Source organism: Cupriavidus sp. KK10 (assembly GCF_018223725.1).
Classification (GTDB): domain Bacteria; phylum Pseudomonadota; class Gammaproteobacteria; order Burkholderiales; family Burkholderiaceae; genus Cupriavidus; species Cupriavidus necator.
In genome coordinates this window covers 6,619,230-6,642,268 of record NZ_CP073677.1, presented here as the reverse complement: position 1 = coordinate 6,642,268, position 23,039 = coordinate 6,619,230, and the positions used below count along the sequence as shown (strand labels likewise).

Here is a 23,039-nt window from a genome sequence, read left to right as displayed (position 1 = left end):
CTTGTTTCCCGGGTTGGTGATGATGGTCACGTCGTCGACCCTGGCCGGCACCTCGAAAGCAAAGAGGCCGCAGCAAAGCTGCGGCCACCTCTTGCCTGCCGGTGCCTCAGTGCTGGTGTACCGTCTCGCCCGGCGCCTTCTCCGGCAGCTTGTTCCCCTCCGAATCGATCTGCAGCGGCCCCGTCCCGGAGAACCGGTCCAGCGCGAGGTAGATCACCGGCGTGATGAACAGCGTAATCACCTGCGAGAACAGCAGGCCGCCAACCACGGCCAGGCCCAGCGGCTGGCGCAGCTCGGCACCGGCGCCAAGGCCCAGCGCCAGCGGCAGCGCGCCCATCACCGCGGCGAAGGTCGTCATCATGATCGGCCGGAAGCGCAGCAGGCACGCCTGCCGGATCGCCTTGGCCGGCGGCATGCCCTGTTCACGCTGCGCGGCCAGCGCGAAGTCGATCATCATGATGGCGTTCTTCTTGACGATGCCGATCAGCATCAGCACGCCGATCACCGCGATCAGCGACAGCTCCACGTTGAAGATAAACAAGGTCAGCAACGCGCCCACCGCCGCCGAGGGCAAACCCGCCAGGATGGTCAGCGGGTGGATATAGCTTTCATACAGCACGCCCAGCAGCGTGTAGATTACCGCGATGGCCGCCACCAGCAGCACGATCTGCGTGGTCTGCGACGACTGGAACACTGCCGCGTCGCCGCCCCAGCTGGTGAAGATCGAGCTGGGCATGGCGATCTCCTGCCGGTAGCGGTCGATGCGCGCCGAAGCATCGCCCAGCGCCGCGCCCGGCGCCAGGTTGAACGACACCGTCACCGAAGGCAGCTGTCCCTGGTGGTTGACGGCGATCGGCCCGACCCGGCGCTCGGTGGTGGCGAAGGCGGAGATCGGCACCATCTGGCCGGTCTTGCTGCGCACATAGAGCTTGGAGAACGCGCTCTCGTCGGTGCGGTCGACATCGGCCGCCTGCAGGATCACGTAGTAGTTGTCGATCGGCGTGTAGATGGTCGACACCTGCCGCTCGCCGAAAGCGGAATACAGCGCGGTGCGCACGTCCTGCATCTGCACGCCGAGCGCATTGGCCTTGTCGCGGTCGATCGACAGGTGCGCCTCCAGCCCGGACTGCTGCGAATCGCTGGTGACGTCGCGGAAGATCGGATCGGCGCGCATCTTCGCCATCAGCTTGTCGGAGGAGTCCTGCAGCTGGCCGGCCTTCACGCTCTGCAATGTGTACTGGTAGCGGCTCTTGCTCTGGCGCCCGCCCAGTTGCAGGTTCTGCACCGGCGCAAAGTACACCGCCAGCCCCGGCACCCCGGCAACATCGCGCCGCAGCGACTCGATCACCCTGGGCATGACCTCACGTTCGCCACGTGGCTTCAGTTCGACAAACATGCGCCCGGTGTTGATGGCCGGCGACGGGCCGCCGCCGATGGCGACCACGATGCTCTTGACCGCGGGGTTGGCGCGCATGCGCTCGGCGGCGTCGCGCAGGCGCTCGGCCATGGCGTCGAAGGAGATGTCCTGCGGGCCTTCGGCGTTGACGCGGATCTGGCCGATGTCTTCCTCGGGGAAGAAGCCCTTGGGAATGGTGACGAACAGCACCGCGGTCAGCACGAACGTCAGCCCTGCGACCGCCAGCACGGTGCGGCGATGCGTCAGGCACCAGTCCAGTCCGCGCGCATAGCGGTGCAGCGTGAACTCGAACAGGTTCTCGAACCACTGCGTGGAGCGCATGCCGAAGGTCTGCTTCTGCGCGATGGCGGGCTGCGCTGGCACGTGGTCGCCGTAGGCATGGTGCGATTCATCCACCGGCACGTTCTCGGCCGACAGGAAACGTGCGCACAGCATCGGGATCAGCGTCAGCGACACCAGCGCCGACACCAGGATCGCCAGCGACACCACCGCCGCGAACTCATGGAACAACAGCCCGATCACGCCCGGCATGAAGAAGATCGGGATAAACACCGCCACCAGCGAGATCGAGATCGACAGGATGGTGAAGCCCATCTCGCGCGAACCCACCAGCGCGGCCTTGAGCGGCGCCACGCCGTCCTCGATATGGCGCACGATGTTCTCGAGCATGACGATGGCGTCGTCCACCACCAGGCCCACCGCCAGCGTGATGGCCAGCAGCGAGACGTTGTCCAGGCTGTAGCCAAACGCCTTCATCAGCGCCACCGTGCCGATCAGCGAGATCGGCAGTGACACCGTGGGGATCAGCGTGGCGGCGGCGCGGCGCAGGAACAGGAAGATCACCATCACCACCAGCGCCACCGTCAGCGCCAGCGTGAACTGCACGTCGTGGATCGATTCGCGGATCGAGTTCGAGCGGTCGTTGACCACCGCGACATTGACCGAGCCCGGCATCTGCGCGATCAGGCGGGGCAGGGCGGCCTTGATGGCATCGACCACCGCCACGGTGTTGGCGTCGGGCTGGCGCAGCACGGCCAGCACGATCGAGCGCTCGTTGTTGAGCCAGCTGCCAGTCTTGATGGTCTCGACGCTGTCCTCAATCTCGGCCACGTCGGACAGCCGCACCAGCGCGCCGTTGGGCTGGCTGGCGACGATGATGTTGCGGAAGGCGTCGGCGCTGGTCAGCTGCCGGTTGGCCTGGATGGTCAGGGTCTGGCGCGCGCTGTCGAGCGTGCCAACCGGCGTGTTGGCGTTGGCGCGGTTCAGCGCCGTGGCCAGCTCGTCCAGCGTCAGCCCGCGCGCGGCGAGCGCATCCGGGTGCGCGCGCACGCGCACCGCAAAGCGCTTCTGCCCGAAGATCTGCACCTGCGCCACCCCCGGCAGCGTGGCCAGCGTGGGCGAGATCAGGTTGTCGCCGAAGGCGTTCAGATCCGCCAGGCTCATCGCCGGCGAGTTGATCGCCAGCAGCAGCACCGGCGCATCGGCCGGGTTGACCTTGCGGTACGACGGCGGCACCGTCATCTCGATCGGCAGCGAACGCTGGGCGCGGAACAGCGCCGCCTGCACGTCGACGGCCGCGTCGTCGATATCGCGGTCGTTGTTGAATTCAATGGTGACGCTGGAGTTGCCGAGCGTGTTCGACGAGCTGATCACCGACACGCCCGGGATCGTCGCAAACTGCTTTTCCAGCTGCGTGGCGACCGATGCCGCCATCGTCTCGGGGCTGGCCCCGGGCAGGGTCGCGGTGACCTGGATCACCGGCGAATTGAAGCTGGGCAGCGCGGCGATGGGGATGGTCGGGTACAGCACGATGCCGGTGACCACCACGGCCAGGCACAGCAGCACCGTCATCACCGGACGGCGGATGCAGAGTTCAGACAGCGTCATGGCTCAGTGCCCCGCGGTGGCGCTGGCCGGGCGGGCGGCGGCGGCCGAGGCACCGGCGGCCGGGGCTTCGCGCACCAGCGCGCCGGGGCGCAGGTTCTGCGTGCCCTCCACCACCACGCGGGCGCCGGGCTGCACGCCCTCGACCACAGCGGCGGCGGCCGTGGTGGTCACCACCTGCACCGGCACGCGCGCGACCTTGCTGTCGGGCTGGACCACATAGACAAAGCGGCCTTCCGGGCCGGTCACCACCGCCTGCGGCGGCACCGACAGCGCGCCCTTGAGGGTCTGCACCACGGCGTTGACGTTGGCATAGGTGCCCGGCCACAGCCGCTGCTCATCATTGTCGAACTGCGCCTTGACGCGGATGGTGCCGTACTGCGGATCGACGGTGTTATCCACAAAGGTGATCCTGCCGGTCACCGGCGTCTTGCTGCCGTCGTTGGGCAGCGCGGTGACCTGCACCGGACCCGCGTGCAGCGCCTCGCGCAGCGCGCCCAGTTGCCGCTCGGGCAGGCTGAAAGTGACGGCGATGGGCTGCACCTGGGCAATGATGACCATCGGCTGGGTGCTGTTGGGCAGCACCAGCGAACCCGGGAAGGCGTTGATCACGCCGGTGCGGCCGCTGATGGTGGCGCGGATGGCGCCGTAGCTGACCGCCACGCGGCTGGCGTCGATGGCGGCCTGGTCGGCGCGCACGGTGGCGGCAAAGCCATCCACCTTGGCCTGGGCCGTGTCGACCGCGCTCTTGGAGATGAAGTTGCGCTGCAGCAGCTCCTGGCTGCGCGCGAGCGTGCGGCGGGCATCGGCCAGGTCAGCCTGGTCGCGCAGCAGCTGGGCTTGCGCCTTGGCCAGGTTGGCCTCGTCCATGCGGGTATCGAGCGAGAACAGCAGGTCGCCCGGCTTGACCGTCTGGCCTTCCTTGATATGGACGGTGCGCACGGTGCTGGACACCTGCGGGCGCACCTCGACGGTGGACAGCGCGGTGACATTGCCGTTGGCCGTGACCTGCAGCGGCACGTCGCCCTGCTGCACGCGCGCGGTGGACACCACCACGGCTGCCGGCGCCTTGGGCGCCGGCTTGGGCGCGAACCAGGTACGCCACGCAAACCAGCCCAGCCCGGCAATGACCAGCAGCACGGCCACCACCGCCCACGGCGACACGCGGCCGCGCCCGGTTCCGGTGGCCGCCCTCCAGTTGCTGTCGACGAAGCCCTTGGGCTGGTCGATCCTGTCAGATTTCATATTGTGTGGACCCTCTGCACCGCGTCTTCGCGCCACTCCCCCGTGATCGCCCGGCTGGTTGTGTCCAGATGTTGCCGGTGCATGTCGCGCAAAGACTCTACTGATACCGCGCTTCGCCCGCCGGAGCCAGCGCCGCGTATTACAGTCCGTTACAGGGTTGCAAGGGTCTGGTAATGCCCGGCGCCGGCAAACGCCGTCCGGGCCACAGGGGAAGCCGGAGATGTGTGTAGCGGGGCGCTTGTATGGTTAGACAAACATTATCAGAAAAGCTGCCGCCGGCCATCGCGGCGCCACTGATTGACGCTGTCCACCGACAGTTCGCGTGGCCCGGCCTGCACAACCACAACATCGCCGGCGCGCACCTCTCCCTTCAGCACCACGCTCAGGTAGACCCCGGAGTAGCCGCTCTGGATCATGTCGCGCACCGCGTGGCGGTAGCCCAGCGCGGCGTTGAACTTGTAGCAGGGCTTGCGCGGCGACTCCACCCGCAGCAGGGCCGTGCCCACGCGCACCAGGTCGCCGATCCAGAGTTGGGATTCAAGCAGCCCCTCCAGGGTCAGGTTCTCGCCCATGGCGCCAAACGGCAACGGTGGGCCTGACTCGGGCTGCCCGCAGGCGCGGCGGCGCGCATTCCACCACGGGTAGTGCTCGAAAGGATAGGCGTAGACCGCCTTGTCCAGCCCGCCGTGCACGGTCAGGTCGCCCTGTTCGTCGCCGGCCAGGCCCAGCGGCTGCACCTGTACCCGCAACGGGTGCAGCAGGGTGCTGACAGGGTGCTTGCGAATGCCCGACAGCACCACCGCCTCGGTGCCCGCCCCGGCCACCACCAACGGGATGGCCTTGGCCATGCTGACCGCCAGCACACGCGCAAGGCCCGGCCGAGGTCTGGATTCGCTCACGTGCGCCCCCGCTTCGTGGTTGTTCATCCGGTTGTGGAAAGGGCTGTGGATAAGCTGCGGATATGCCTGAGGATAACGGGGCGGATAACACTGTGGACAAGTGCTTGGTGCGGTCCCTCACAAGGAACCCGGCGGCGGGGAGCCGCCTCGGGGTTCAGCCCGGCATCACGCCTGCTGCGCCGCCTGCGGCCGCTGCCACTGGCAGCCCAGCGCCCGGGCGCGCTGCGATACCGCCAGCGCCACCAGCATCAGCGCCGCCGCACCCCAGTGCAGCGTATCGGCGCCGGCCAGCGTATAGATGGCAGCCCCGGCCATGGCGCCGGCCGCCTGGCCCAGGTAGATCGACGAAGAATTCAGCGAGATCGACACCGATGCCCGCTCAGGCGCCAGCAGCACCAGCCGCGCCTGCTGCGCGCTGTTGGTGGCAAATCCGCCCACGCCCCACAGCATGAACAGCAGCACCAGCGCCACGCTGCCCAGCCCGGCCAGCGGCCACAGCACCATGGCCGTGATCGAGGTCAGCAGCGTGACCTGCACGATCCGGCTGGGCGTGACCCGGTCCATGCGCGACGCCGCCATGGCATTGCCGAACACGCCGCAGGCGCCGTAGGCCAGGAACATCAGGCTAAGCGCGCCGCCGCTGATGCCGTACACATCGCGCATCAGCGGGGCGATATAGGTAAACACGGTGAACATGCCCGCCGACGAGATCATGGTGGTCAGCACCACCAGCATGATCGGCTTGTGGCGCAGCACCGCGCCCCAGGCCTCGCGCCCGGCCGGCGGCACGATCAGCCCCCGCGGCAGCGCGCGCCAGACCGCCGCCGACACCAGCAGCGCCAGGGCACCGACCAGCGCCATGCTGACGCGCCAGCCCAGCGTGCTGGAAATCCACGTGCCCAGCGGTACGCCCACCACGCTGGCGATGCTCCAGCCAAGAAACACGAAGCTGATGGCGCGCCCGCGCGTCTGCGCGTTGACCAGCAGCGGCAGCGTGGCGGCGGTCTGGGGCGTATAGATGGCCGCGCCGATCGCGGTCAGGAAGCGGATCGCCATCAGCGCCGCAAAGCTGGGCGCGAACGCGGCGGCCAGGTGCATCACCCCATAGACCAGCAGCGACCCGGCCAGCAGCAGCCGGCGGTCGATGCGCGAGCCCAGCGTGGCGAACAGCGGTGCGCCAATGCAGGTGGCCAGCGCAAACACCGAGATCAGCTGCCCGGCGCTGGCCGCGCCCAGCCCGAAATCGGCGGCAATGTCGTTCAACATGCCGGTAACGATCATCGCACCGGTGCCAATGACGAAATTGCCGACGCAGAGCGTCACTAGCCTGGGGTCCATGCCGGCCTTGGGAATAGGGGTTGGCGCAGGAGGGCGCCTTGTTGTTGTCTGGGCTGCCGCGGGCTGACTGACCGGGCGGTAAGGGAAGTCCGGAGTGTAGCGGTTTCGTGGAAATCGCGTTTCCCGGAGGAAATGCCCGGCCAGATGTGAAACACCCCTGTCCCGCATGGCGGAACAGGGGTGGTGTCGGGGCGGGCTGTCCGGAGGGAATCCGGCCGCTGGTGACTCAGCGCGTCAGCACCGGCGCCAGCGCCTTCGGGTTGACGATGCAGTCATGGTTGCCGGCCAGCACGTCCAGGATGTTCTGGAACGCGGTGCGGAAGTACAGCTCGTAGCTGTCGCGCTCCACATAGCCCAGGTGCGGCGTGCAGATGCAGTTTTCCATGCGCAGCAGCGCGTGGCCCTGCAGGATCGGCTCGGACTCGAACACGTCGATCGCCGCCATGCCCGGGCGGCCGCGGTTCAGCGCGGTGACCAGCGCGTTCTCTTCCAGCAGTTCGGCACGGCTGGTGTTGACGAACAGTGCCGTGGGCTTCATCCGCGTCAGGTCAGTCTGCTTGACGATGCCGCGGGTGTCGTCGTTCAGGCGCAGCTGCAGCGACAGCACATCGCTGTCGGCAAACAACTGCTCCTTGGATTCGGCCACGCCCAGCCCGTCGGCACGGGCGCCTTCCAGCGACGCCTCGCGGCCCCAGACCAGCACCTTCATGCCAAAGGCCCGGCCATAGCCGGCCAGCAGCCGGCCGATCTTGCCATAGCCCCAGATCCCCAGGGTCTGGCCGCGCAGCACCTGGCCCAGGCCGAAATTGGGCGGCATCGTCGTCGATTTCAGCCCCGACTGCTGCCAGGCGCCGTGCTTCAGGCTGGCGACATACTGGGGGATGCGGCGCTGGGCGGCCATGATCAGCGCCCAGGTCAGCTCGGCCGGCGCCACCGGTGAACCCACGCCTTCGAGCACGGCCACGCCGCGGTCGGTGCAGGCGTCCAGGTCGATATGGTTGCCGGGGCCGGCGCCGACCCGGCCGGTCTGGCTGATGATCTTGAGTTTGGGCAGTTTTTCCAGCAGTTGCCGGGTGATGCGAGTGCGTTCGCGGATCAGCACCACGGCTTCGACGTCTGACAGGCGTGCGGCCAGCTGGCCCACGCCCTTGACGGTGTTGTTGAACACCTTGACGTCGTGCCCCTCCAGCAAGCTGAAGCAAGGCAGCTTGCGCACGGCATCCTGGTAATCGTCGAGTACGGCAATCTTCATCGGCAACTCTGGTTGTCTAACGGTCTTGTGCCGGTTGGTGCGCGCGGCCACCAAGCTGCGCGCCGGCCAACAGTATTGTTGAGAAATATCGAAAAACCCCACGCCGGCCGGTGGCAGCGATTGTTGCACAGCAAAAAACAGGGGGGTGCGCCAGTGGTATCCTTGCCCGTTCCGGTGCCGCCGCGGATTGTCGGTCGAGCCTTGCTCCCGTCACGCGATCGCACCCGGACAAAGTCCGGCCAGCCCGCGCAGCCACCCCTGCGCGCGCGAAGCGCAACTGTAGCGCAGCCGCAGGGACCGCCGCGACCTTTTGCATAAACGAGGCCGCCGCGGAGTTGTAACGGGATGTGTCGATCCGAGTGTGACATCACTCCGGGGGTGTGACGGCCCCATCTGCCCGCTGGCCAGGCTTTGCAAGGATTCCTTCCCTTCCTTCCCTTTACGAATCTGGAGTCTGCAGTATGAACCACCCCACGATGCAAGGTACGGCGCCCGTCAATGCGCCGGCCTGGGTCAAGCACCCCAAGCTGGTGGCCTGGGTCGCTGAAATCGCCGCCCTGACCAAGCCCGACCATATCTATTGGTGCGACGGCTCGCAGGAAGAATATGACCGCCTGTGCGAGCAGATGGTCGCCGCCGGCACCATGAAGCGGCTGAACCCGGCCAAGCGCAAGAATTCCTTCCTGGCACTGTCGGACCCCTCGGACGTGGCGCGGGTGGAAGATCGCACCTTTATCTGCTCCGAAAAGCAGGAAGACGCCGGCCCCACCAACAACTGGACCGAACCCGCCGAGATGCGCCAGACGCTGAACGGCCTGTTCGAGGGCTGCATGCGCGGCCGCACGCTGTACGTGGTTCCGTTCTCGATGGGCCCGCTGGGCTCGCCGATCGCCCATATTGGCGTGGAACTGTCCGATTCGCCGTACGTGGCGGTCAATATGCGCATCATGACGCGCATGGGCCGCGCGGTGTACGACGTCCTGGGCTCCAACGGCGAGTTCGTGCCGTGCGTGCACACCGTCGGCAAGCCGCTGGCCGCCGGCGAGCAGGACGTGGCCTGGCCGTGCAACCCGACCAAGTACATCGTCCATTTCCCGGAAACGCGCGAGATCTGGTCGTTCGGCTCGGGCTACGGCGGCAACGCGCTGCTGGGCAAGAAGTGCTTCGCGCTGCGCATTGCATCGACCATGGGCCGCGATGAAGGCTGGCTGGCCGAGCACATGCTGATCCTGGGCGTGACCTCGCCCGAGGGAAAGAAGTACCACGTGGCAGCGGCCTTCCCGTCGGCCTGCGGCAAGACCAACTTCGCCATGCTGATTCCGCCCAAGGGCTTCGAGGGCTGGAAGGTCACCACCATCGGCGACGACATCGCCTGGATCAAGCCGGGCCAGGACGGCCGCCTGTGCGCGATCAATCCGGAAGCCGGCTACTTCGGCGTGGCCCCGGGCACCAGCGAGAAGACCAACTTCAACGCGATGGCGACGCTCAAGGAAAACGTCATCTTCACCAACGTGGCGCTGACCGACGACGGCGACGTGTGGTGGGAAGGCATGACCAAGGAAGCGCCCGCGCACCTGGTCGACTGGCAGGGCAAGGACTGGACCCCGGAAATCGCCAAGGCCACCGGCGCCAAGGCAGCGCACCCGAACGCCCGCTTCACCGCGCCGGCGTCGCAGTGCCCGTCGATCGACGAGAACTGGGACAACCCGGCCGGCGTACCCATTGATGCGTTCATCTTCGGCGGCCGCCGCTCGACCACCGTGCCGCTGGTGACCGAGGCCCGCAACTGGACCGAAGGCGTCTACATGGCCGCCACCATGGGTTCGGAAACCACCGCCGCGGCCGCCGGCCAGCAGGGCGTGGTGCGCCGCGACCCGTTCGCCATGCTGCCGTTCTGCGGCTACAACATGAGCGATTACTTCGGCCACTGGCTCCAACTCGGCCAGAAGCTGGAAGCCGCGGGCGCGAAGCTGCCGAAGATCTACTGCGTCAACTGGTTCCGCAAGGACGCCGACGGCAAGTTCGTGTGGCCGGGCTTTGGCGAGAACATGCGCGTACTGTCGTGGATGATCGACCGCGTCGAAGGCAAGGGGCAGGGCGCCGAGCACATGTTCGGCACCACCCCGCGCTACGAGGACCTGAACTGGAATGGCGTGGACTTCACGCCGGCGCAGTTCACGCAGGTGACCTCGATCGATCGCGATGCGTGGCAGCAGGAGCTGGCGCTGCATGACGAGCTGTTCACCAAGCTGCGGCATCGGCTGCCGCAGTCGCTGGCCGAAGTGCGCGCGGCGCTGGGCAAGCGGCTGGACGGCTGATCGCCACAGTTCGCGCAGCTTGCGATAAAGACGCCCGTCTCTTCAGAGACGGGCGTTTTTTTATTCCCTCTCGCTGTCCCCCAACGTCTCCACCGCATACTTCACCAGGCCCGCCCGCCCCTCGATCCCAAGCTTGCGCTTCAGGTTCAGCCGGTGCGTCTCCACCGTGCGTACCGACACCCCCAGCTGCGCCGCGATCTCCTTGTTGGCCAGGCCCCGCCCGATACCGCGCAGGATGTCGCGCTCGCGCGGCGTCAGCGCATCCAGCGGCCCTGCGGCGGGGCTCTGCTCGGCCATGCCGCGTGCAATGCGGGCGCTGTAGAAGACCCGTCCGGCCAGCACGGACTGGATCGCCGCCATCAACTCGTCGGCGGGCGCGTCCTTGAGCACATAGCCGCGCGCACCGGCGCGCACCGCCTGGCGCACATACTCCAGGTTGTCGTGCATCGACACGATCAGCACCGCCAGTTCCGGATAGCGGTCATGCAGCGCCGCGGCCAGGGCGATGCCGCCCATGCCGCGCATGCCGATATCGGTGATGACCAGGTCGGGCAGCTCGGCGGCGCCGGCGCGGTCCAGCCACGCCAGCGCGGCTTCGCCATCGTCGGCTTCGCCCACCACGCGCAGGCCGGGCTGCAGCGCCAGGTGCATGCGCATGCCGTCGCGCACCAGCGCATGGTCGTCGATTAGCAATACGCGGGCGGGCACTTCGGCGGAGTCGGCTAGCTGGGTCATGACGGCGAGGGTCCTGCTGAAACGGGATCGTGCACAATGGCCGCGGGCCTGGCCAGCGGCAGTGAAGCGACTAGCTGGGTGCCGCCCATGCCCGAAACGATGTCGAACTGCCCGCACAGCGCGGCGATGCGCTCGCGCAGGTTGCGCAGGCCGATGCCGCGCTGCGGGTCCTCCTGCATGCGCGCCACGTCGAAGCCATGCCCGTCGTCGCGCACGGTGAGGCGCGTGGCATCGGCATCAAAGGCCAGCGCCACCGCGACCCGGCGCGCGCCGGCATGGCGCTCGACGTTGGTCAAGGCTTCCTGCGCGATGCGGAACAGCGCCGTGGCCTGCTCGTCGGGCAGTTCGCGCGGGGTGCCGCTCTCGGTCACTGCAATTTCTAGCCCGCTGCCGCCCTGCATCTCGCGCGCCAGGTGCTGCAGTGCCGCGTACAGGCCCAGGTCGTCGAGCAGGGCGGGGCGCAGGTTGCGCGCCACGCGGCGCACTTCATTGAAGACGGTATCGAGCCGGTTCAGCGCCATGCCCAGCACCGGCGCCACCGCGGCGCCTTCGGCCGGGGCCAGGCGCAGGCGGTTGGTGGCGGTTTCCAGCACCAGCTTGACCGACACCAGCAGCTGGCTGATGCCGTCGTGCAGCTCGCGCGAGAGCCGGGCGCGCTCTTCTTCCTGCGACTGCACCACGCGCTGCGCCAGCTGGCGCAGCTTGGCGTCGGCCTCGCGGTGCTCGCTGACGTTCAGCGCCAGGCCGCTGGCGGCGACCAGCAGGATGCTGATGCCGGCGATCACGCCGATCCAGGCCATGGTCGCGCGGATATCGGTCTCGGCGCGCGCATCCAGCTGGCGCAGCGTGCTTTCCACGTCATCCAGGTAGATGCCGGTGCCGAGCATCCAGCCCCATTCGGGCACTGCCACCACATACCCAAGCTTGGGCGCCAGCTGCTGCGACGAGGGCTTTCTCCACAGGTAGCGCACCGCGCCGCCACCGCCCTTGGCCGCGGCGATCAGCTGCTGGATGGTCAGCGCACCCTGCGGGTCGCGCAGCGTCCACAGGTCCTGGCCGACCAGTTCGGGCTGGCGCGGGTGCATCAGGTTGCGGCCCTGCAGGTCGTACAGGAAGAAGTAGCCGTCGGGGCCGTAGTCCAGGCGCGCAAGTGCTTCCATCGCAGCCTGCCGGGTGGCGGCGTCGCTGCGCCCGGAGCGCACCAGCGGCGCGATCGCGCTCTGCGCCAGTTCTACGTAGTGGCGCAGCTCAGTTTCCTTGCTCTGCAGGTAGGCGGCCTCGACCAGCGCGCGTTCATGCTGCGCCAGCTGCGTGGCCTGGAAGCGCACGGCAAGCGCGATGCCCAGCATGGCCACCGCCAACGGCGCCACGGCGAGCAATAGGATCTTCTGGCGGAGTTTCATACAAGTGAGGGGGACCCGGGGGTAAACACCGATGCCGCGCAGGCGGCATGCCACCGTCGATTTGCGTAGTACTACGCAGAAGTGCTGCGTAGTTACGCGCTTGTGCGGGGTTTGGCGGGTGTCAATACTACACGCCGGACGCGCCGCCGCCCCAGCAGGGCGCATGCGCGGACGCAGCTGGTGCACTGTCCACACCCGGACGGTGCATCGCCTGCCTGCAAGACGAGATCCGGAAACGACGACACAACCGGGCGCGCAGCAGCTATCCCAGGAGACACCCTCACCGCCGGATTGCCCCCCGCTGCCCGCCCTCGGCGCAACCTCGCTGCCGATCCTGCCAGTTGCCTGTTACCAGTCCTTCGCCGCCGCAGGCTATCCAAGACATCCCGGTCTGAGGAGACCTTCACTATGAATCGCATCGGAGAACACCTGGTGTGGCTGGCCGTCGCCGTGCTCGGCGCGTTTGCCTTCGGCACCGTCGCGCTGGCGCGCGGCGAGGCCGTCAGCGCGCTGTGGATCGTGGTTGCCGCGCTCTGCATCTACCTGATCGCCTACCGCTACTACAGCCGCTTTATCGCCGACAAGGTGATGCAGCTCGATCCCAAACGCATGACGCCCGCCTGGCGCCACAACGACGGCCTGGACTACGTGCCGACCAACAAGGCGGTGCTGTTCGGCCACCACTTCGCGGCGATTGCCGGCGCCGGCCCGCTGGTCGGCCCGGTGCTGGCCGCGCAGATGGGCTATATGCCAGGCATGCTGTGGATCCTGGCCGGCGTGGTGTTCGCCGGCGCGGTGCAGGACTTCATGGTGCTGTTCATCTCCACGCGCCGTGACGGCCGCTCGCTGGGCGACCTGGTCAAGTCCGAAATGGGCACGGTGCCGGGCATGATCGCGCTGTTCGGCTGCTTCATGATCATGATCATCATCCTGGCGGTGCTGGCGCTGATCGTGGTGAAGGCGCTGGCCGATTCGCCGTGGGGCACCTTCACCGTGGCGGTGACGATTCCGATCGCGCTGTTCATGGGCATCTACACGCGCTATATCCGCCCGGGCCGCATCGGCGAGGTGTCGGTGATCGGCTTCGTGCTGCTGATGCTGGCCATCATCGGCGGCCAGTACGTGCATGAAAGCGCCACGCTGGCGCCGCTGTTCACGTACGACGGCAAGGCGCTGACCTGGATGCTGATCATCTACGGCTTTATCGCCGCCGTGCTGCCGGTGTGGCTGCTGCTGGCGCCGCGCGACTACCTGTCGACCTTCCTGAAGATCGGCACCATCATCGCGCTGGCCATCGGCATCCTGATCGTCGCGCCGGAGCTGAAGATGCCGGCCTTCACGCAGTTCGCCAAGGGCGGCGGGCCGGTGTGGTCGGGCAACCTGTTCCCGTTCCTGTTCATCACCATCGCCTGCGGCGCGGTGTCGGGCTTCCACGCGCTGATCTCGTCGGGCACCACGCCCAAGCTGCTGGAGAATGAGTCGCACGCGCGCTTTATCGGCTACGGCGCGATGCTGGCCGAGTCCTTCGTCGCCATCATGGCCCTGGTGGCCGCCTCGGTGATCGAGCCGGGCGTGTACTTCGCCATGAACAGTCCGGCCGCCGTGATCGGCACCACGCCGGAAGCGGTGGCGCACGCGGTCTCGACCTGGGGCTTCGTGGTCACCCCGGACGTGCTGGTGCAGACCGCCAGGGATGTCGGCGAGAACACCATCATCTCGCGCGCCGGCGGCGCGCCCACGCTGGCGGTGGGCATCGCCCACATCCTGCACCAGGTGGTGGGCGGCCAGGCCATGATGGCGTTCTGGTATCACTTTGCCATCCTGTTCGAGGCGCTGTTCATCCTGACCGCCGTCGATGCGGGCACCCGCGCCGGCCGCTTCATGCTGCAAGACCTGCTGGGCAGTTTTATCCCGTCGATGCGCAAGACCGACTCGCTGGTTGCCAACCTGACCGCCACCGCGCTGTGCGTGGCGGCCTGGGGCTACTTCCTGTACCAAGGGGTGGTCGATCCGCTGGGCGGCATCAACACGCTGTGGCCGCTGTTCGGCATCTCCAACCAGATGCTGGCCGCGGTGGCGCTGGTGCTGGGCACCTGCGTGCTGGTCAAGATGAAGCGCGGCCAGTACGCCTGGGTCACGCTGGTGCCGACCATCTGGCTGCTGATCTGCACGCTGACCGCCGGCTGGCAGAAGCTGTTCCACGCCGACCCCAAGGTCAGCTTCCTGACCCACGCCGCCAAGTTCAGCGCCGCCATCGCCGAAGGCAAGGTGCTGGCCCCGGCCAAGTCGATGGAGCAGATGCACCGCATCGTCTTCAACGACTACCTGGACGCCGGCCTGTGCGCGCTGTTCATGCTGGTGGTGCTGTCGATCGTGTTCTACGGCTTCAAGACAGCGATGCAGGCGCGCGCCGCCGCCCGCCCGACGGCCAAGGAAACGCCGTTCGAGCCGCTGCCTTCGGGCGCCTCGGCCCAGTAACCCAGGGATCACAGGAGCCCGCCATGCTGGAACAACTCGGAACCATGGGACGCTACCTTGGGCAGTCGCTGCGGCTGATGGTCGGGCTGCCCGACTACCAGACCTATGTCGCGCACATGGAAAGCACCCACCCGGACCGCGAGCCGATGAGCTACGAAGCCTTCTTCCGCGAGCGCCAGGAGGCACGCTACGGCGGCGGGCAGGGCAAGTGCTGCTGAGCACACGCTGAACGCAGCCGTCCTGCGGGCTGGCGGCATACAAAGCAGACAGGCGATCACATGATCGCCTGTCTTTTTATGAAGTGTTGCGTGTTTGCCGCGCTTTTGTAATGCACGGATACCGTTTCTGTAGCGGGTTACAGGCCTTTACAGGTGGTTACAGCAAGGGCGCGGCTCCCTCTCTACACTTGCGACACATCATGGCAATTAGAGGAAAAAAGATATGACTCGCCATCCCGTTCGCAACCTGACCATTGCCCTCGCCCTGGCGGCCTGCGCGCTGCCGGCCGTCGCGAGCGACATGAACAACGCCCTGGGCGGCGCACTCGGCGGCGTCGCCGGTGCCGCGGTGGGCGGCGCGCTGGGCGGCAGCACCGGCGCAGTGATCGGTGGTGCAGTAGGCGGCGGCGCCGGTGGCGCAGTGACCTCCAACCGCCGCGAGCGCACCGGTGCCATCATCGGCGGCGCGCTGGGCGGTGGTGCCGGCACCGCAGCTGGCAACGCCATGGGCGGCCGCACCGGTGGCCTGATCGGCGCCGGCCTTGGCGGCGGCGCGGGTGCGGCGCTGGGCGGCAATGTCTCGCGCAGCAACTCGTACGACAATGACCGCCGCTATTACAACAGCAACTACAAGCGCAAGAAGCACAAGCATCATCACCACTACGACGACTAAGAAGTCGTAGGTGGGTCATCAAAACGGGCCGTCATGGCCCGTTTTTCATTTGCGGCGTCTGGCATAATCATTCGCCAGTGGTTGCAAACCCGCCGGATGCAGAAACAAAGAAGCCCGCAACCGGAACCGGTGCGGGCTTCTTCTCCAATAGAGGCGGAGAGGCTGCGAGGCGCTCCCCCAAGGACCTGTGGAGACCAGGTTTGAAGCAGGCGGGGCCGCACAAGGGGAGGAAGCGGCCCCGGGATCGCGCTGCCAGGCCGCCCGGGGAGGCGGGCCAGAGGCAGCCAGGCAGCCTTACAGCGGCGCGCGATCGGTAGTGGTGTCGTACTTGGCGCCTTCGGCGAAGGTATCGAACTTGCCGGTGCGGGCGCCTTCGGCGAACGTGTCGAACTTGCCGGCGCGGGCACCGTCGGTGTACGGATCGAACTTGGCTGCCTTGGCGCCGTCGGTGAACACATCGAACTTGCCGTTCTTGGCAAAAGCCGGTGCGGCCGACAGGGCGGCGGCGAGGGTGGCGACAGCGATCAGGGCGTAGCGGTTGGTTTTCATGATTCAGGCCTTCTCTATTGCATGGATGCCTTAACCGTCACTTCTACGAAAGACTATGTTGCGTTGCGGCATCCGATGGCTAGATATTAGGCATTTCCCTCATATCAATAAATATCAGGATCCACAATGATTAGTTTTGATTCGAACAATAAAATAGGCTGATTACGTAAGAATTCAGCGCAGAACCGGGAGACTGTGTCATGGATCGCCTGCAATCGATGCGTGTGTTTTCCAAGGTGGTGGAACTGGGAAGCTTCGCGCGTGCAGCGCAGCAGCTGGAAATGTCCAACGCAGTGGTGACGCGCTACGTGGCCGACCTGGAGAGTCATCTGGGCACGCGCCTGCTCAACCGCACCACCCGCAGCCTGTCGCTGACCGACGCCGGCGAAACCTACCTGCAGCGCTGCCAGCAGATCCTGGAAGACGTGGAAGAAGCCGAAAGCGTAGTCACGGCGCGCAGCCAGTCGCTGTCCGGCACGCTGCGGCTGGTCACCCCGGTGATGTTCGGCCTGCACCTGTTGCCGGAATTGCTGGCGCGCTTCCAGCGGCTGTACCCGGACGTGGTGTTCGACGTGATCCTGTCGGACCGCAACGTCGATATCGTCGAAGAAGGCCGCGACGTCGCCGTGATGCTGTCCGACCTGGGCCTGGGCTCGCACCTGGTGGCGCGCCCGCTGCTGTCGGCCGAGGTGATCCTGTGCGCGTCGCCGGGCTACGTGGCGGCGCATGCGCCGATCCGCCATGCCCATGAACTCAGCCACCACCGCTGCATTGCCATGCGCCTGCCCAGCGCCGAGCACGAATGGACGCTGCTGGGCCCGGAAGGCGAGGTGACCGTGCCGATCCGCCCCGGGCTGATGTGCAGCAATGCCGAGCTGGCCCACCAGGCGGCGCTGGCCGACATGGGCGTGGCCATGCTGTCGTCCTACCTGGCGCGCCCCAATATCGAATCCGGCAAGCTGGTGCACGTGCTGCCGCAATACCAGCTGCCGCGGCGCGATGTCAGCGTGGTCTATCCGAGCCGCAAGTTCTTGCCGACCAAGGTGCGCGCCTTTATCGACTTCCTTCTCGAAGAAGGGCAGGTACGGGGCAAGGAAGCGCAGCCGGCGCCATCCGCCAGCCACGGCGCGCAAGCCGTGCGCACCTGAGCGCCTGCCTGGCCGAGCCACCCAAAGCAAAACGCCCGGCGATGCCGGGCGTTTTGCCGTGACGCGCTGACGCTTACTCGCCGGCGGCTGCCGCGCGCGACTTCTTGGCCGCGGCGGTCTTGGCGGGAGCCTTCTTGGCCGCCGCCTTCTTGGCCGGTGCCTTGGTGGCCGGTGCCTTGGTGGCCGGCGTCTTGGCCGCGGCCTTCGCTGCCGTCTTGGTTGCCGGCGCCGCCTCGGCCGTGCCATTCGACGCCGCCTTGGCCGTGGTCTTCGCCGCCGTCTTGGCGCCCGCCTTGGGCTCGCGCGCCTCGAACTCGAAGCCGATCTTGCCGTCCGGCTGCTTGACCAGGAAGGCCTTGAAGTTGCGGCCGGTGCGCGACGACTTGAACCCCGTCAGCAGGTCGGTCTTGCCGTCGGTGAGCAGCTTGCCGATCTGCTCGCGGCTGATTTCCTGCTGCAGGATGATCTTGCCGGTGGTGAAGTCGCAGCTCTTGGGGCTGGTCGTGCTGTTCTCGCAGACATACTTCATGCCGTGCTCGAACACCGAGCCGCCGCACTTCGGACAGGTGCCCACCGGCTCCTGGCCGCTAAAGTCGACCGGCTCGCCGTCGTTGTCGTCGTCGTTCTGGCCGAAGTCGAATTCCATCTTGTAATGGCCTTCGTCGTCCTTGCCCAGCTTGAGGATGGCGGCGAACGGACGGCCCATCTTGCTGCGGAAGCCCTGCAGCGGACCGATTTCCTTCTTCAGCAGCAGCTCCTCGACCTCCTCGATCTCGAACTGGCGCCCGCCCGGGATCTTGCTGATCGAGAACTCGCACGCGGTGCAGGCAAAGCGGCGGTAGTTCTCCTTGACCTGCCCGCCGCATTGCGGGCACGGCGTGTCCAGCGTGGCGTAGTCGCCCGGGATGGTGTCGCTGTCGTATTCCTTGGCGCGCTTGACGATCTGCTGCGTCATCTGCGCGATCTCAAGCATGAACTCGTCGCGCTTCATGCGCCCGCGTTCGATCTGCGAGAGCTTGTGCTCCCATTCGCCTGTCAGCTCGGCCTGCGTCAGTTCCAGCACGCCCAGGCCGCGCAACAGCGTCATCAGCTGGAACGCCTTGGCGGTCGGAATCAGCTCGCGGCCTTCGCGCACGAGGTATTTTTCCGTCAGCAGGCCTTCGATGATGGCCGCGCGCGTCGCCGGCGTGCCCAGGCCCTTGCCGGCCATAGCTTCGCGCAGCGCGTCGTCGTCCACCAGCTTGCCGGCGCCTTCCATTGCCGACAGCAGCGTGGCTTCGTTGTAGCGCGCGGGCGGCTTGGTGGTCAGGCCGACGCTCTCGACCTTGTCGGTCTTGACCTTCTCGTCCTTGGCCACCGGCACCAGGTTGGCGGCGTCCTTGTCGCCCTGCGCCTCGCGGCCGTAGATCACCAGCCAGCCCGGGTTGACCAGCACCTTGCCTTCGGTCTTGAAGTGGTGGCCGGCGACTTCGGTGATGCGGGTGGTGACCTGGAACTCGGCCGCCGGGAAGAACACCGCCAGGAAGCGGCGCACCACCAGGTCGTACAGCTTCTGCTCCGGCTCGGACAGGTTCTTGGGCGCCTGCAGCGTCGGGATGATGGCGAAGTGGTCGCTGATCTTGCTGTTGTCGAAGATCTTCTTGTTCGGCTTGACCCAGCCCTGCGCCAGGATCTTCTTGGCGTGCGGCAGGTAGTTGGGCGAGCTGTCGGCCAGCATGTCCATGGTCTGCTTGACCGTGTCCAGGTAGTCCTCGGGCAGCGCGCGCGCATCGGTACGCGGGTAGGTCAGGACCTTGTGCTTCTCATACAGGGCCTGCGCCAGGCCCAGCGTGTTCTTGGCCGAGAAGCCGAAGCGCGAGTTGGCCTCGCGCTGCAGCGTGGTCAGGTCAAAGAGCGCCGGCGACTGCTGCGTCGACGGCTTGGATTCCTCGGTGACCGTGCCGGTCTTGTCGCGGCAGGCGGCGACGATGCTCTTGGCCTCGGCCTCGCTCCACAGGCGCGATTCGCGCGCCTCGGGATCGAACTCGCTCTTCTTGAACTTGGGGTCGAACCAGCGGCCTTCATATAAGCCGGCGGCGGCGATGAACTCGGCCCGCACTTCCCAGTAGTCGCGCGGCACGAAGTGCTTGATCTTCTCTTCACGCTCTACCACGATCGACAGCGTCGGCGTCTGCACGCGGCCCACGGTGGTCAGGAAGAAGCCGCCGCCCTTGCTGTTGAAGGCAGTCATGGCGCGGGTGCCGTTGATGCCGACCAGCCAGTCGGCCTCGGAGCGGCAGCGCGCGGCGTCGGCCAGCGGCAGCATGTCTTCGTCTTCGCGCAGGCTGGCGAACCCATCGCGGATCGCCTGCTGCGTCATCGACTGCAGCCACAGCCGGCGCACCGGCTGCTTGGCCTTGGCCTGTTGCGCGATCAGCCGGAAGATCAGTTCGCCTTCGCGCCCCGCGTCACAGGCGTTGATCAGGGCGGTGACGTCCTTGCGCTTGATCAGCCGGTTCAGCACCTTCAGGCGCGACTCGGTCTTGGCGATCGGGCGCAGGTCGAAATGCGGCGGGATCACCGGCAGGTTGGCGAAGCTCCACTTGCCGCGCTTGACCTCGTATTCGTCCGGCGCGGCGATCTCGACCAGGTGGCCGACGGCAGAGGACAGCACGTAGTCGTCGCTCTCGAAATACTCGTCGTGCTTGGTAAACCCCCCGAGGGCACGGGCGATATCCGCCGCGACCGACGGTTTTTCCGCGATGATGAGGGCTTTTGACATGGGAAGGGTCCTTGCGAGCTGCATCCGGCAACCCGCGAATTGCACTACAAACGAAGTAATCAGAACGCCGGGGGGCTATGAGGCGCCAATAATAAGCGCGGTTTCAACGGCGGTGCAAGCAAGCTCCGCCGCCGCCCTTGGCGCCGCCTAGGCGGCGCTGCTCCCCCCGGCAAGCAACCAGTCCAGCACCTGCGGCACGTCTTCGGCACTCGCCGGCATCGCCGCACTGCGGCTCAGCATGCGTTCCAGCACCTCGATGTGCGGCAGCAGGGTGCCATAGAACTGGGGCGTGCCACCCGACGCAGGCTGCACCAGCAGCGTCGGGAAATTCTCAATATCGATATCGCCAAGCGCATCCGCATGCGTCTCGATGTCGATCCAGACGAAGCAATCCTCTGGATGGCGCGCGGCCAGCGCCGTCAGCGCCGCCAGGTAGTCCCGGCACGTGCCGCACCACTGCGCGCACAGGCAGGCCACCAGACGGCCCTGCGGCCGCGCCGCCAGGCACCCGGCAATGGCGCCGGCGTCACGTTCTGGAAAGTAAACGGTCATGGCATCGGAAACATGAGGCGCCCGCGACACGCGGGCTGCCGGCGATTGTATCGGTATTGCGCTGCGGCTCACCCAAGCCGCCGGAACAGGTTTCCCGGTAGACGCTCGGCGGCCCGGCCAGTTCCAGTTCCAGCAGGCGCGCCGCGGCGGCTTCCGGCGGCTGGCCGCTGCGCTCGCACAGTGCATCCAGCGTAACCGGATCGTAGCCGAGAGCGGCCAGCAGGGGGTCGGCGTAGCCAGCAAAGTCAGAAAGATCTGGTTGCTCCGGTACGGACGCGGAAACGCGCCTGGCAGCCGGGCAGGCAGGTGCCGGCAGCAGGTTGATCTCTTTCAGCACGTCCTCCACGCGCTCTACAAGCTTGGCGCCCTGGCGGATCAGCAGGTGGCAGCCTGCTGACAGCGGCGCGTGGATCGAGCCCGGGACCGCAAATACCTCGCGCGCCAGCTCGCCGCAAGCCGTGCGGTGATCAGCGAGCCCGAGCGCGCCGCGCGGGGCCACTTGGTACGCCAGCGCCAGGTTCTCGGCCGGATAGACCCGGCCGGCCCCCGTACCCGTAACAGCGACGGTACCGCCGCAGCCCTGCAGCCCGCCGGCATGGGCGGCGGCATCGACGCGCCCAGCGCCAGCCCCGAAACCACCGCCAGCCTCGACTCGGACAGCGCCCGCCCGAAGGCCTGCGCATCGCGCCTGCCCTGCTCGGTGGCGCCGCGCGCGCCGACGATGGCCACCGAAGGACGCGCCAGCAGCGCGGGATCGCCTTTGATATATAGCAGCGGCGGCGGGTCGGGCAGGTCGAACAGGCGGGCAGGGTAGGTGTCGTCGCCGATCGTGACCACATGGTTGCCGGGTGTGCCGAGCCAGGCGAGGGTGCGTTCGACCAGTGCCGGCAGCGCCGGCATGGCAAAGGGAAGCGGCGGCCGCCGGGGCCGCCTGCGATGTCGCCAAGACCGGCTCAGCGCGGCGAGGTCGCCCGGTCGCCGACCGCGATCACGTTGGAGGCGTCGGTGACCAGCGCATACGACACCCCCGGGAACACGCGGAAGACAAAGGCCAGGCCGTAGCGTTCGTCGGGCAGGCGGATGGCGCGGTTGCTGTCGGTCTTGTCGGCCACGGTCTCGCCGGCGCGCGACAGCGCCAGCACATGCCCGGGCTCCACCCCGGCCTGGCTGCCGAGGTTGAGCACCACCACCTGCCTGGCGCCGCCGAACTCGACCCCGCCATAGACCTTGGCCACGCGGCCGTCGAACTGCGTATCGGGCGCGTGCGGCACGTAGCGCAGCGCTTCGCGCGCGGGCTGCGGCATCAGCAGCGTGCCCACGCCCATCTCTTGCCTGGCCTGCGTGACCTGCATAGTCGAGACCGCGTCCGGGCCCTGCGCGCCGCGCGCCAGGCGCACGTTGCCTTCGTATTCGGCCTCGTAGCCGAGCACGGCATTGGTGACGGGGTCGCGCACCGGGGTGACCGGGCGGTAGGCCTGCCAGTCGCTGCCTTGCGGCGCGTCGGCGGGGATGCCGCGCGCGTAGCCGGTGTCGTCGCGGCCAAGGATGACGCGCGACTCGGACACGGCGACGATGCGCGCTGAGGTGGCCAGCGTGTCCTGGTCGACCACCAGCGGCCGGATCAGGAAGGGCTCGATATCGGCGGCCGCGATGCTCTGGATGGCGGCGCCATCGGCGGCGCCGCCGCGCATCTGTGGCGACAGGCGCACCGTGCCGCTGCCGCCCGGCGTGGTCGACAGCCAGGCACGGCCGTCGCGCTGGATCAGGTACAGGATCTGTCCCGGATAGATCAGGTGCGGGTTGCGGATCTGTTGCCGGTTCATGCCCCATAGCTCAGGCCAGCGCCATGGCTGGCGCAAGAAGCGGCCCGAGATCCCCCACAGCGTGTCACCCATGCGCACGGTGTACTGCGACGGCGCATTGGGAGACAGTTCTGAAACGGGGATACCCTGTTGGGCCGTGCGCTGGGCTTCGGCCTGCTGTGCCGGCGTGACCGTCAGGTCCGCGGCCAGGGCCGGAAGCGTGGCCGCGGCAGTGAAGCCAGCAGCACTCAACAACGCACAAGCAAACTTAGGGGTGAACGCGTGCAGCCTGCGGCCCGACGCCGCCTGGTGTTCTTTGGTAAGATCGCGCATTTTCCTGACCGGCCGGTGGTTCGGCCGGATTGAC

The 23,039-nt window shown here is 67.3% G+C and carries 18 protein-coding genes; 5 read left to right on the top strand and 13 right to left on the bottom strand.

Annotation, left to right across the window (positions count from 1 at the left end; translation table 11 throughout):
* Window positions 1-106: 106 nt before the first annotated feature.
* From KB879_RS30965 to KB879_RS30945, 5 genes are all read right to left on the bottom strand, one after another.
* Window positions 107-3,304, bottom strand: a complete 3,198-nt coding sequence (locus KB879_RS30965) for an efflux RND transporter permease subunit (protein WP_211980465.1) — start codon at window positions 3,302-3,304, stop codon at window positions 107-109.
* Between the two features lie 3 nt (window positions 3,305-3,307).
* Window positions 3,308-4,546, bottom strand: coding sequence for an efflux RND transporter periplasmic adaptor subunit (locus KB879_RS30960; protein WP_211980464.1), 1,239 nt, complete (start codon window positions 4,544-4,546; stop codon window positions 3,308-3,310).
* Between the two features lie 260 nt (window positions 4,547-4,806).
* Window positions 4,807-5,472 (bottom strand): MOSC domain-containing protein, encoded by a 666-nt coding sequence (locus KB879_RS30955; protein ID WP_249221219.1) that lies wholly within the window; start codon window positions 5,470-5,472, stop codon window positions 4,807-4,809.
* Between the two features lie 138 nt (window positions 5,473-5,610).
* Entirely contained in the window at window positions 5,611-6,783 is a 1,173-nt protein-coding gene (locus KB879_RS30950; protein WP_041228251.1) for an MFS transporter, read from the bottom strand.
* Between the two features lie 226 nt (window positions 6,784-7,009).
* Window positions 7,010-8,035, bottom strand: a complete 1,026-nt coding sequence (locus KB879_RS30945; protein ID WP_211980463.1) for a D-2-hydroxyacid dehydrogenase family protein — start codon at window positions 8,033-8,035, stop codon at window positions 7,010-7,012.
* A gap of 461 nt (window positions 8,036-8,496) precedes the next feature.
* On the opposite strand from KB879_RS30945, the gene KB879_RS30940 reads away from it, so the two are divergent.
* A complete protein-coding gene (locus tag KB879_RS30940) occupies window positions 8,497-10,353 on the top strand; it encodes a phosphoenolpyruvate carboxykinase (GTP) (protein ID WP_211980462.1) in 1,857 nt (618 codons plus the stop codon).
* Between the two features lie 60 nt (window positions 10,354-10,413).
* Here the strand turns inward: KB879_RS30940 and KB879_RS30935 are convergent, their stop codons facing one another.
* A complete protein-coding gene (locus tag KB879_RS30935; RefSeq protein WP_013958455.1) occupies window positions 10,414-11,088 on the bottom strand; it encodes a response regulator transcription factor in 675 nt (224 codons plus the stop codon).
* Window positions 11,085-12,491: a cache domain-containing protein gene (locus KB879_RS30930; RefSeq protein WP_211980461.1), complete on the bottom strand. Its 1,407-nt coding sequence runs from the start codon at window positions 12,489-12,491 to the stop codon at window positions 11,085-11,087. Before KB879_RS30930 ends, KB879_RS30935 begins: the two co-directional genes overlap by 4 nt.
* A 408-nt stretch (window positions 12,492-12,899) precedes the next feature.
* Between KB879_RS30930 and KB879_RS30925 the strand changes: the two genes are divergently transcribed.
* The 3 genes from KB879_RS30925 to KB879_RS30915 all read left to right on the top strand — a co-directional run bounded on the left by KB879_RS30925 (window position 12,900) and on the right by KB879_RS30915 (window position 15,860).
* Window positions 12,900-14,969 (top strand): carbon starvation CstA family protein, encoded by a 2,070-nt coding sequence (locus KB879_RS30925; protein ID WP_211980460.1) that lies wholly within the window; start codon window positions 12,900-12,902, stop codon window positions 14,967-14,969.
* A gap of 23 nt (window positions 14,970-14,992) precedes the next feature.
* Window positions 14,993-15,187: a YbdD/YjiX family protein gene (locus KB879_RS30920; RefSeq protein ID WP_013958452.1), complete on the top strand. Its 195-nt coding sequence runs from the start codon at window positions 14,993-14,995 to the stop codon at window positions 15,185-15,187.
* 223 nt (window positions 15,188-15,410) lie between these two features.
* A complete protein-coding gene (locus KB879_RS30915; RefSeq protein ID WP_013958451.1) occupies window positions 15,411-15,860 on the top strand; it encodes a hypothetical protein in 450 nt (149 codons plus the stop codon).
* A 294-nt stretch (window positions 15,861-16,154) separates the two neighbouring features.
* Here KB879_RS30915 and KB879_RS30910 read toward each other — a convergent pair whose 3' ends face one another.
* A complete protein-coding gene (locus KB879_RS30910) occupies window positions 16,155-16,409 on the bottom strand; it encodes a hypothetical protein (RefSeq protein WP_211980459.1) in 255 nt (84 codons plus the stop codon).
* Window positions 16,410-16,609: 200 nt separating this feature from the next.
* Here KB879_RS30910 and KB879_RS30905 point away from each other — a divergent pair, with 200 nt between their 5' ends.
* Complete coding sequence (locus tag KB879_RS30905; protein ID WP_013958449.1) at window positions 16,610-17,557, top strand: LysR family transcriptional regulator; 948 nt, start codon at window positions 16,610-16,612, stop codon at window positions 17,555-17,557.
* Between the two features lie 73 nt (window positions 17,558-17,630).
* Here KB879_RS30905 and KB879_RS30900 read toward each other — a convergent pair whose 3' ends face one another.
* The 5 genes from KB879_RS30900 to KB879_RS30880 all read right to left on the bottom strand — a co-directional run bounded on the left by KB879_RS30900 (window position 17,631) and on the right by KB879_RS30880 (window position 23,005).
* Entirely contained in the window at window positions 17,631-20,318 is a 2,688-nt protein-coding gene (locus KB879_RS30900) for a DNA topoisomerase III (RefSeq protein WP_211980458.1), read from the bottom strand.
* A gap of 147 nt (window positions 20,319-20,465) precedes the next feature.
* The gene (locus KB879_RS30895) at window positions 20,466-20,870 is read right to left on the bottom strand and encodes a thioredoxin domain-containing protein (protein ID WP_153956046.1); all 405 of its coding nucleotides are present in this window, start codon (window positions 20,868-20,870) and stop codon (window positions 20,466-20,468) included.
* Window positions 20,845-21,216 carry a hypothetical protein gene (locus tag KB879_RS39550; protein ID WP_249221218.1) on the bottom strand — a complete coding sequence of 124 codons (372 nt, stop codon included), beginning with the start codon at window positions 21,214-21,216 and terminating at the stop codon, window positions 20,845-20,847. The genes KB879_RS30895 and KB879_RS39550 overlap by 26 nt, the downstream gene beginning before the upstream one ends.
* A gap of 29 nt (window positions 21,217-21,245) precedes the next feature.
* On the bottom strand, window positions 21,246-21,770 hold the full coding sequence (locus KB879_RS30885; RefSeq protein ID WP_249221217.1) for a DNA-processing protein DprA: 525 nt from the start codon (window positions 21,768-21,770) through the stop codon (window positions 21,246-21,248).
* A 53-nt stretch (window positions 21,771-21,823) separates the two neighbouring features.
* Window positions 21,824-23,005, bottom strand: a complete 1,182-nt coding sequence (locus KB879_RS30880) for a LysM peptidoglycan-binding domain-containing protein (protein ID WP_211980457.1) — start codon at window positions 23,003-23,005, stop codon at window positions 21,824-21,826.
* Between the last annotated feature and the right edge of the window lie 34 nt (window positions 23,006-23,039).

Bases quoted from the DNA above. Each gene is read 5' to 3' on its own strand.
- KB879_RS30880 (WP_211980457.1), bottom strand. From the start codon at position 23,005: ATGCGCGATCTTACCAAAGAACACCAGGCGGCGTCGGGCCGCAGGCTG.
- KB879_RS30915 (WP_013958451.1), top strand. From the start codon at position 15,411: ATGACTCGCCATCCCGTTCGCAACCTGACCATTGCCCTCGCCCTGGCG.
- KB879_RS30925 (WP_211980460.1), top strand. From the start codon at position 12,900: ATGAATCGCATCGGAGAACACCTGGTGTGGCTGGCCGTCGCCGTGCTC.
- KB879_RS30960 (WP_211980464.1), bottom strand. From the start codon at position 4,546: ATGAAATCTGACAGGATCGACCAGCCCAAGGGCTTCGTCGACAGCAAC.
- KB879_RS30950 (WP_041228251.1), bottom strand. From the start codon at position 6,783: ATGGACCCCAGGCTAGTGACGCTCTGCGTCGGCAATTTCGTCATTGGC.
- KB879_RS30900 (WP_211980458.1), bottom strand. From the start codon at position 20,318: ATGTCAAAAGCCCTCATCATCGCGGAAAAACCGTCGGTCGCGGCGGAT.
- KB879_RS30935 (WP_013958455.1), bottom strand. From the start codon at position 11,088: ATGACCCAGCTAGCCGACTCCGCCGAAGTGCCCGCCCGCGTATTGCTA.
- KB879_RS30945 (WP_211980463.1), bottom strand. From the start codon at position 8,035: ATGAAGATTGCCGTACTCGACGATTACCAGGATGCCGTGCGCAAGCTG.
- KB879_RS30910 (WP_211980459.1), bottom strand. From the start codon at position 16,409: ATGAAAACCAACCGCTACGCCCTGATCGCTGTCGCCACCCTCGCCGCC.
- KB879_RS30930 (WP_211980461.1), bottom strand. From the start codon at position 12,491: ATGAAACTCCGCCAGAAGATCCTATTGCTCGCCGTGGCGCCGTTGGCG.
- KB879_RS30955 (WP_249221219.1), bottom strand. From the start codon at position 5,472: ATGAACAACCACGAAGCGGGGGCGCACGTGAGCGAATCCAGACCTCGG.
- KB879_RS30905 (WP_013958449.1), top strand. From the start codon at position 16,610: ATGGATCGCCTGCAATCGATGCGTGTGTTTTCCAAGGTGGTGGAACTG.
- KB879_RS30885 (WP_249221217.1), bottom strand. From the start codon at position 21,770: ATGCCGGCGCTGCCGGCACTGGTCGAACGCACCCTCGCCTGGCTCGGC.
- KB879_RS30965 (WP_211980465.1), bottom strand. From the start codon at position 3,304: ATGACGCTGTCTGAACTCTGCATCCGCCGTCCGGTGATGACGGTGCTG.
- KB879_RS30920 (WP_013958452.1), top strand. From the start codon at position 14,993: ATGCTGGAACAACTCGGAACCATGGGACGCTACCTTGGGCAGTCGCTG.
- KB879_RS30895 (WP_153956046.1), bottom strand. From the start codon at position 20,870: ATGACCGTTTACTTTCCAGAACGTGACGCCGGCGCCATTGCCGGGTGC.
- KB879_RS30940 (WP_211980462.1), top strand. From the start codon at position 8,497: ATGAACCACCCCACGATGCAAGGTACGGCGCCCGTCAATGCGCCGGCC.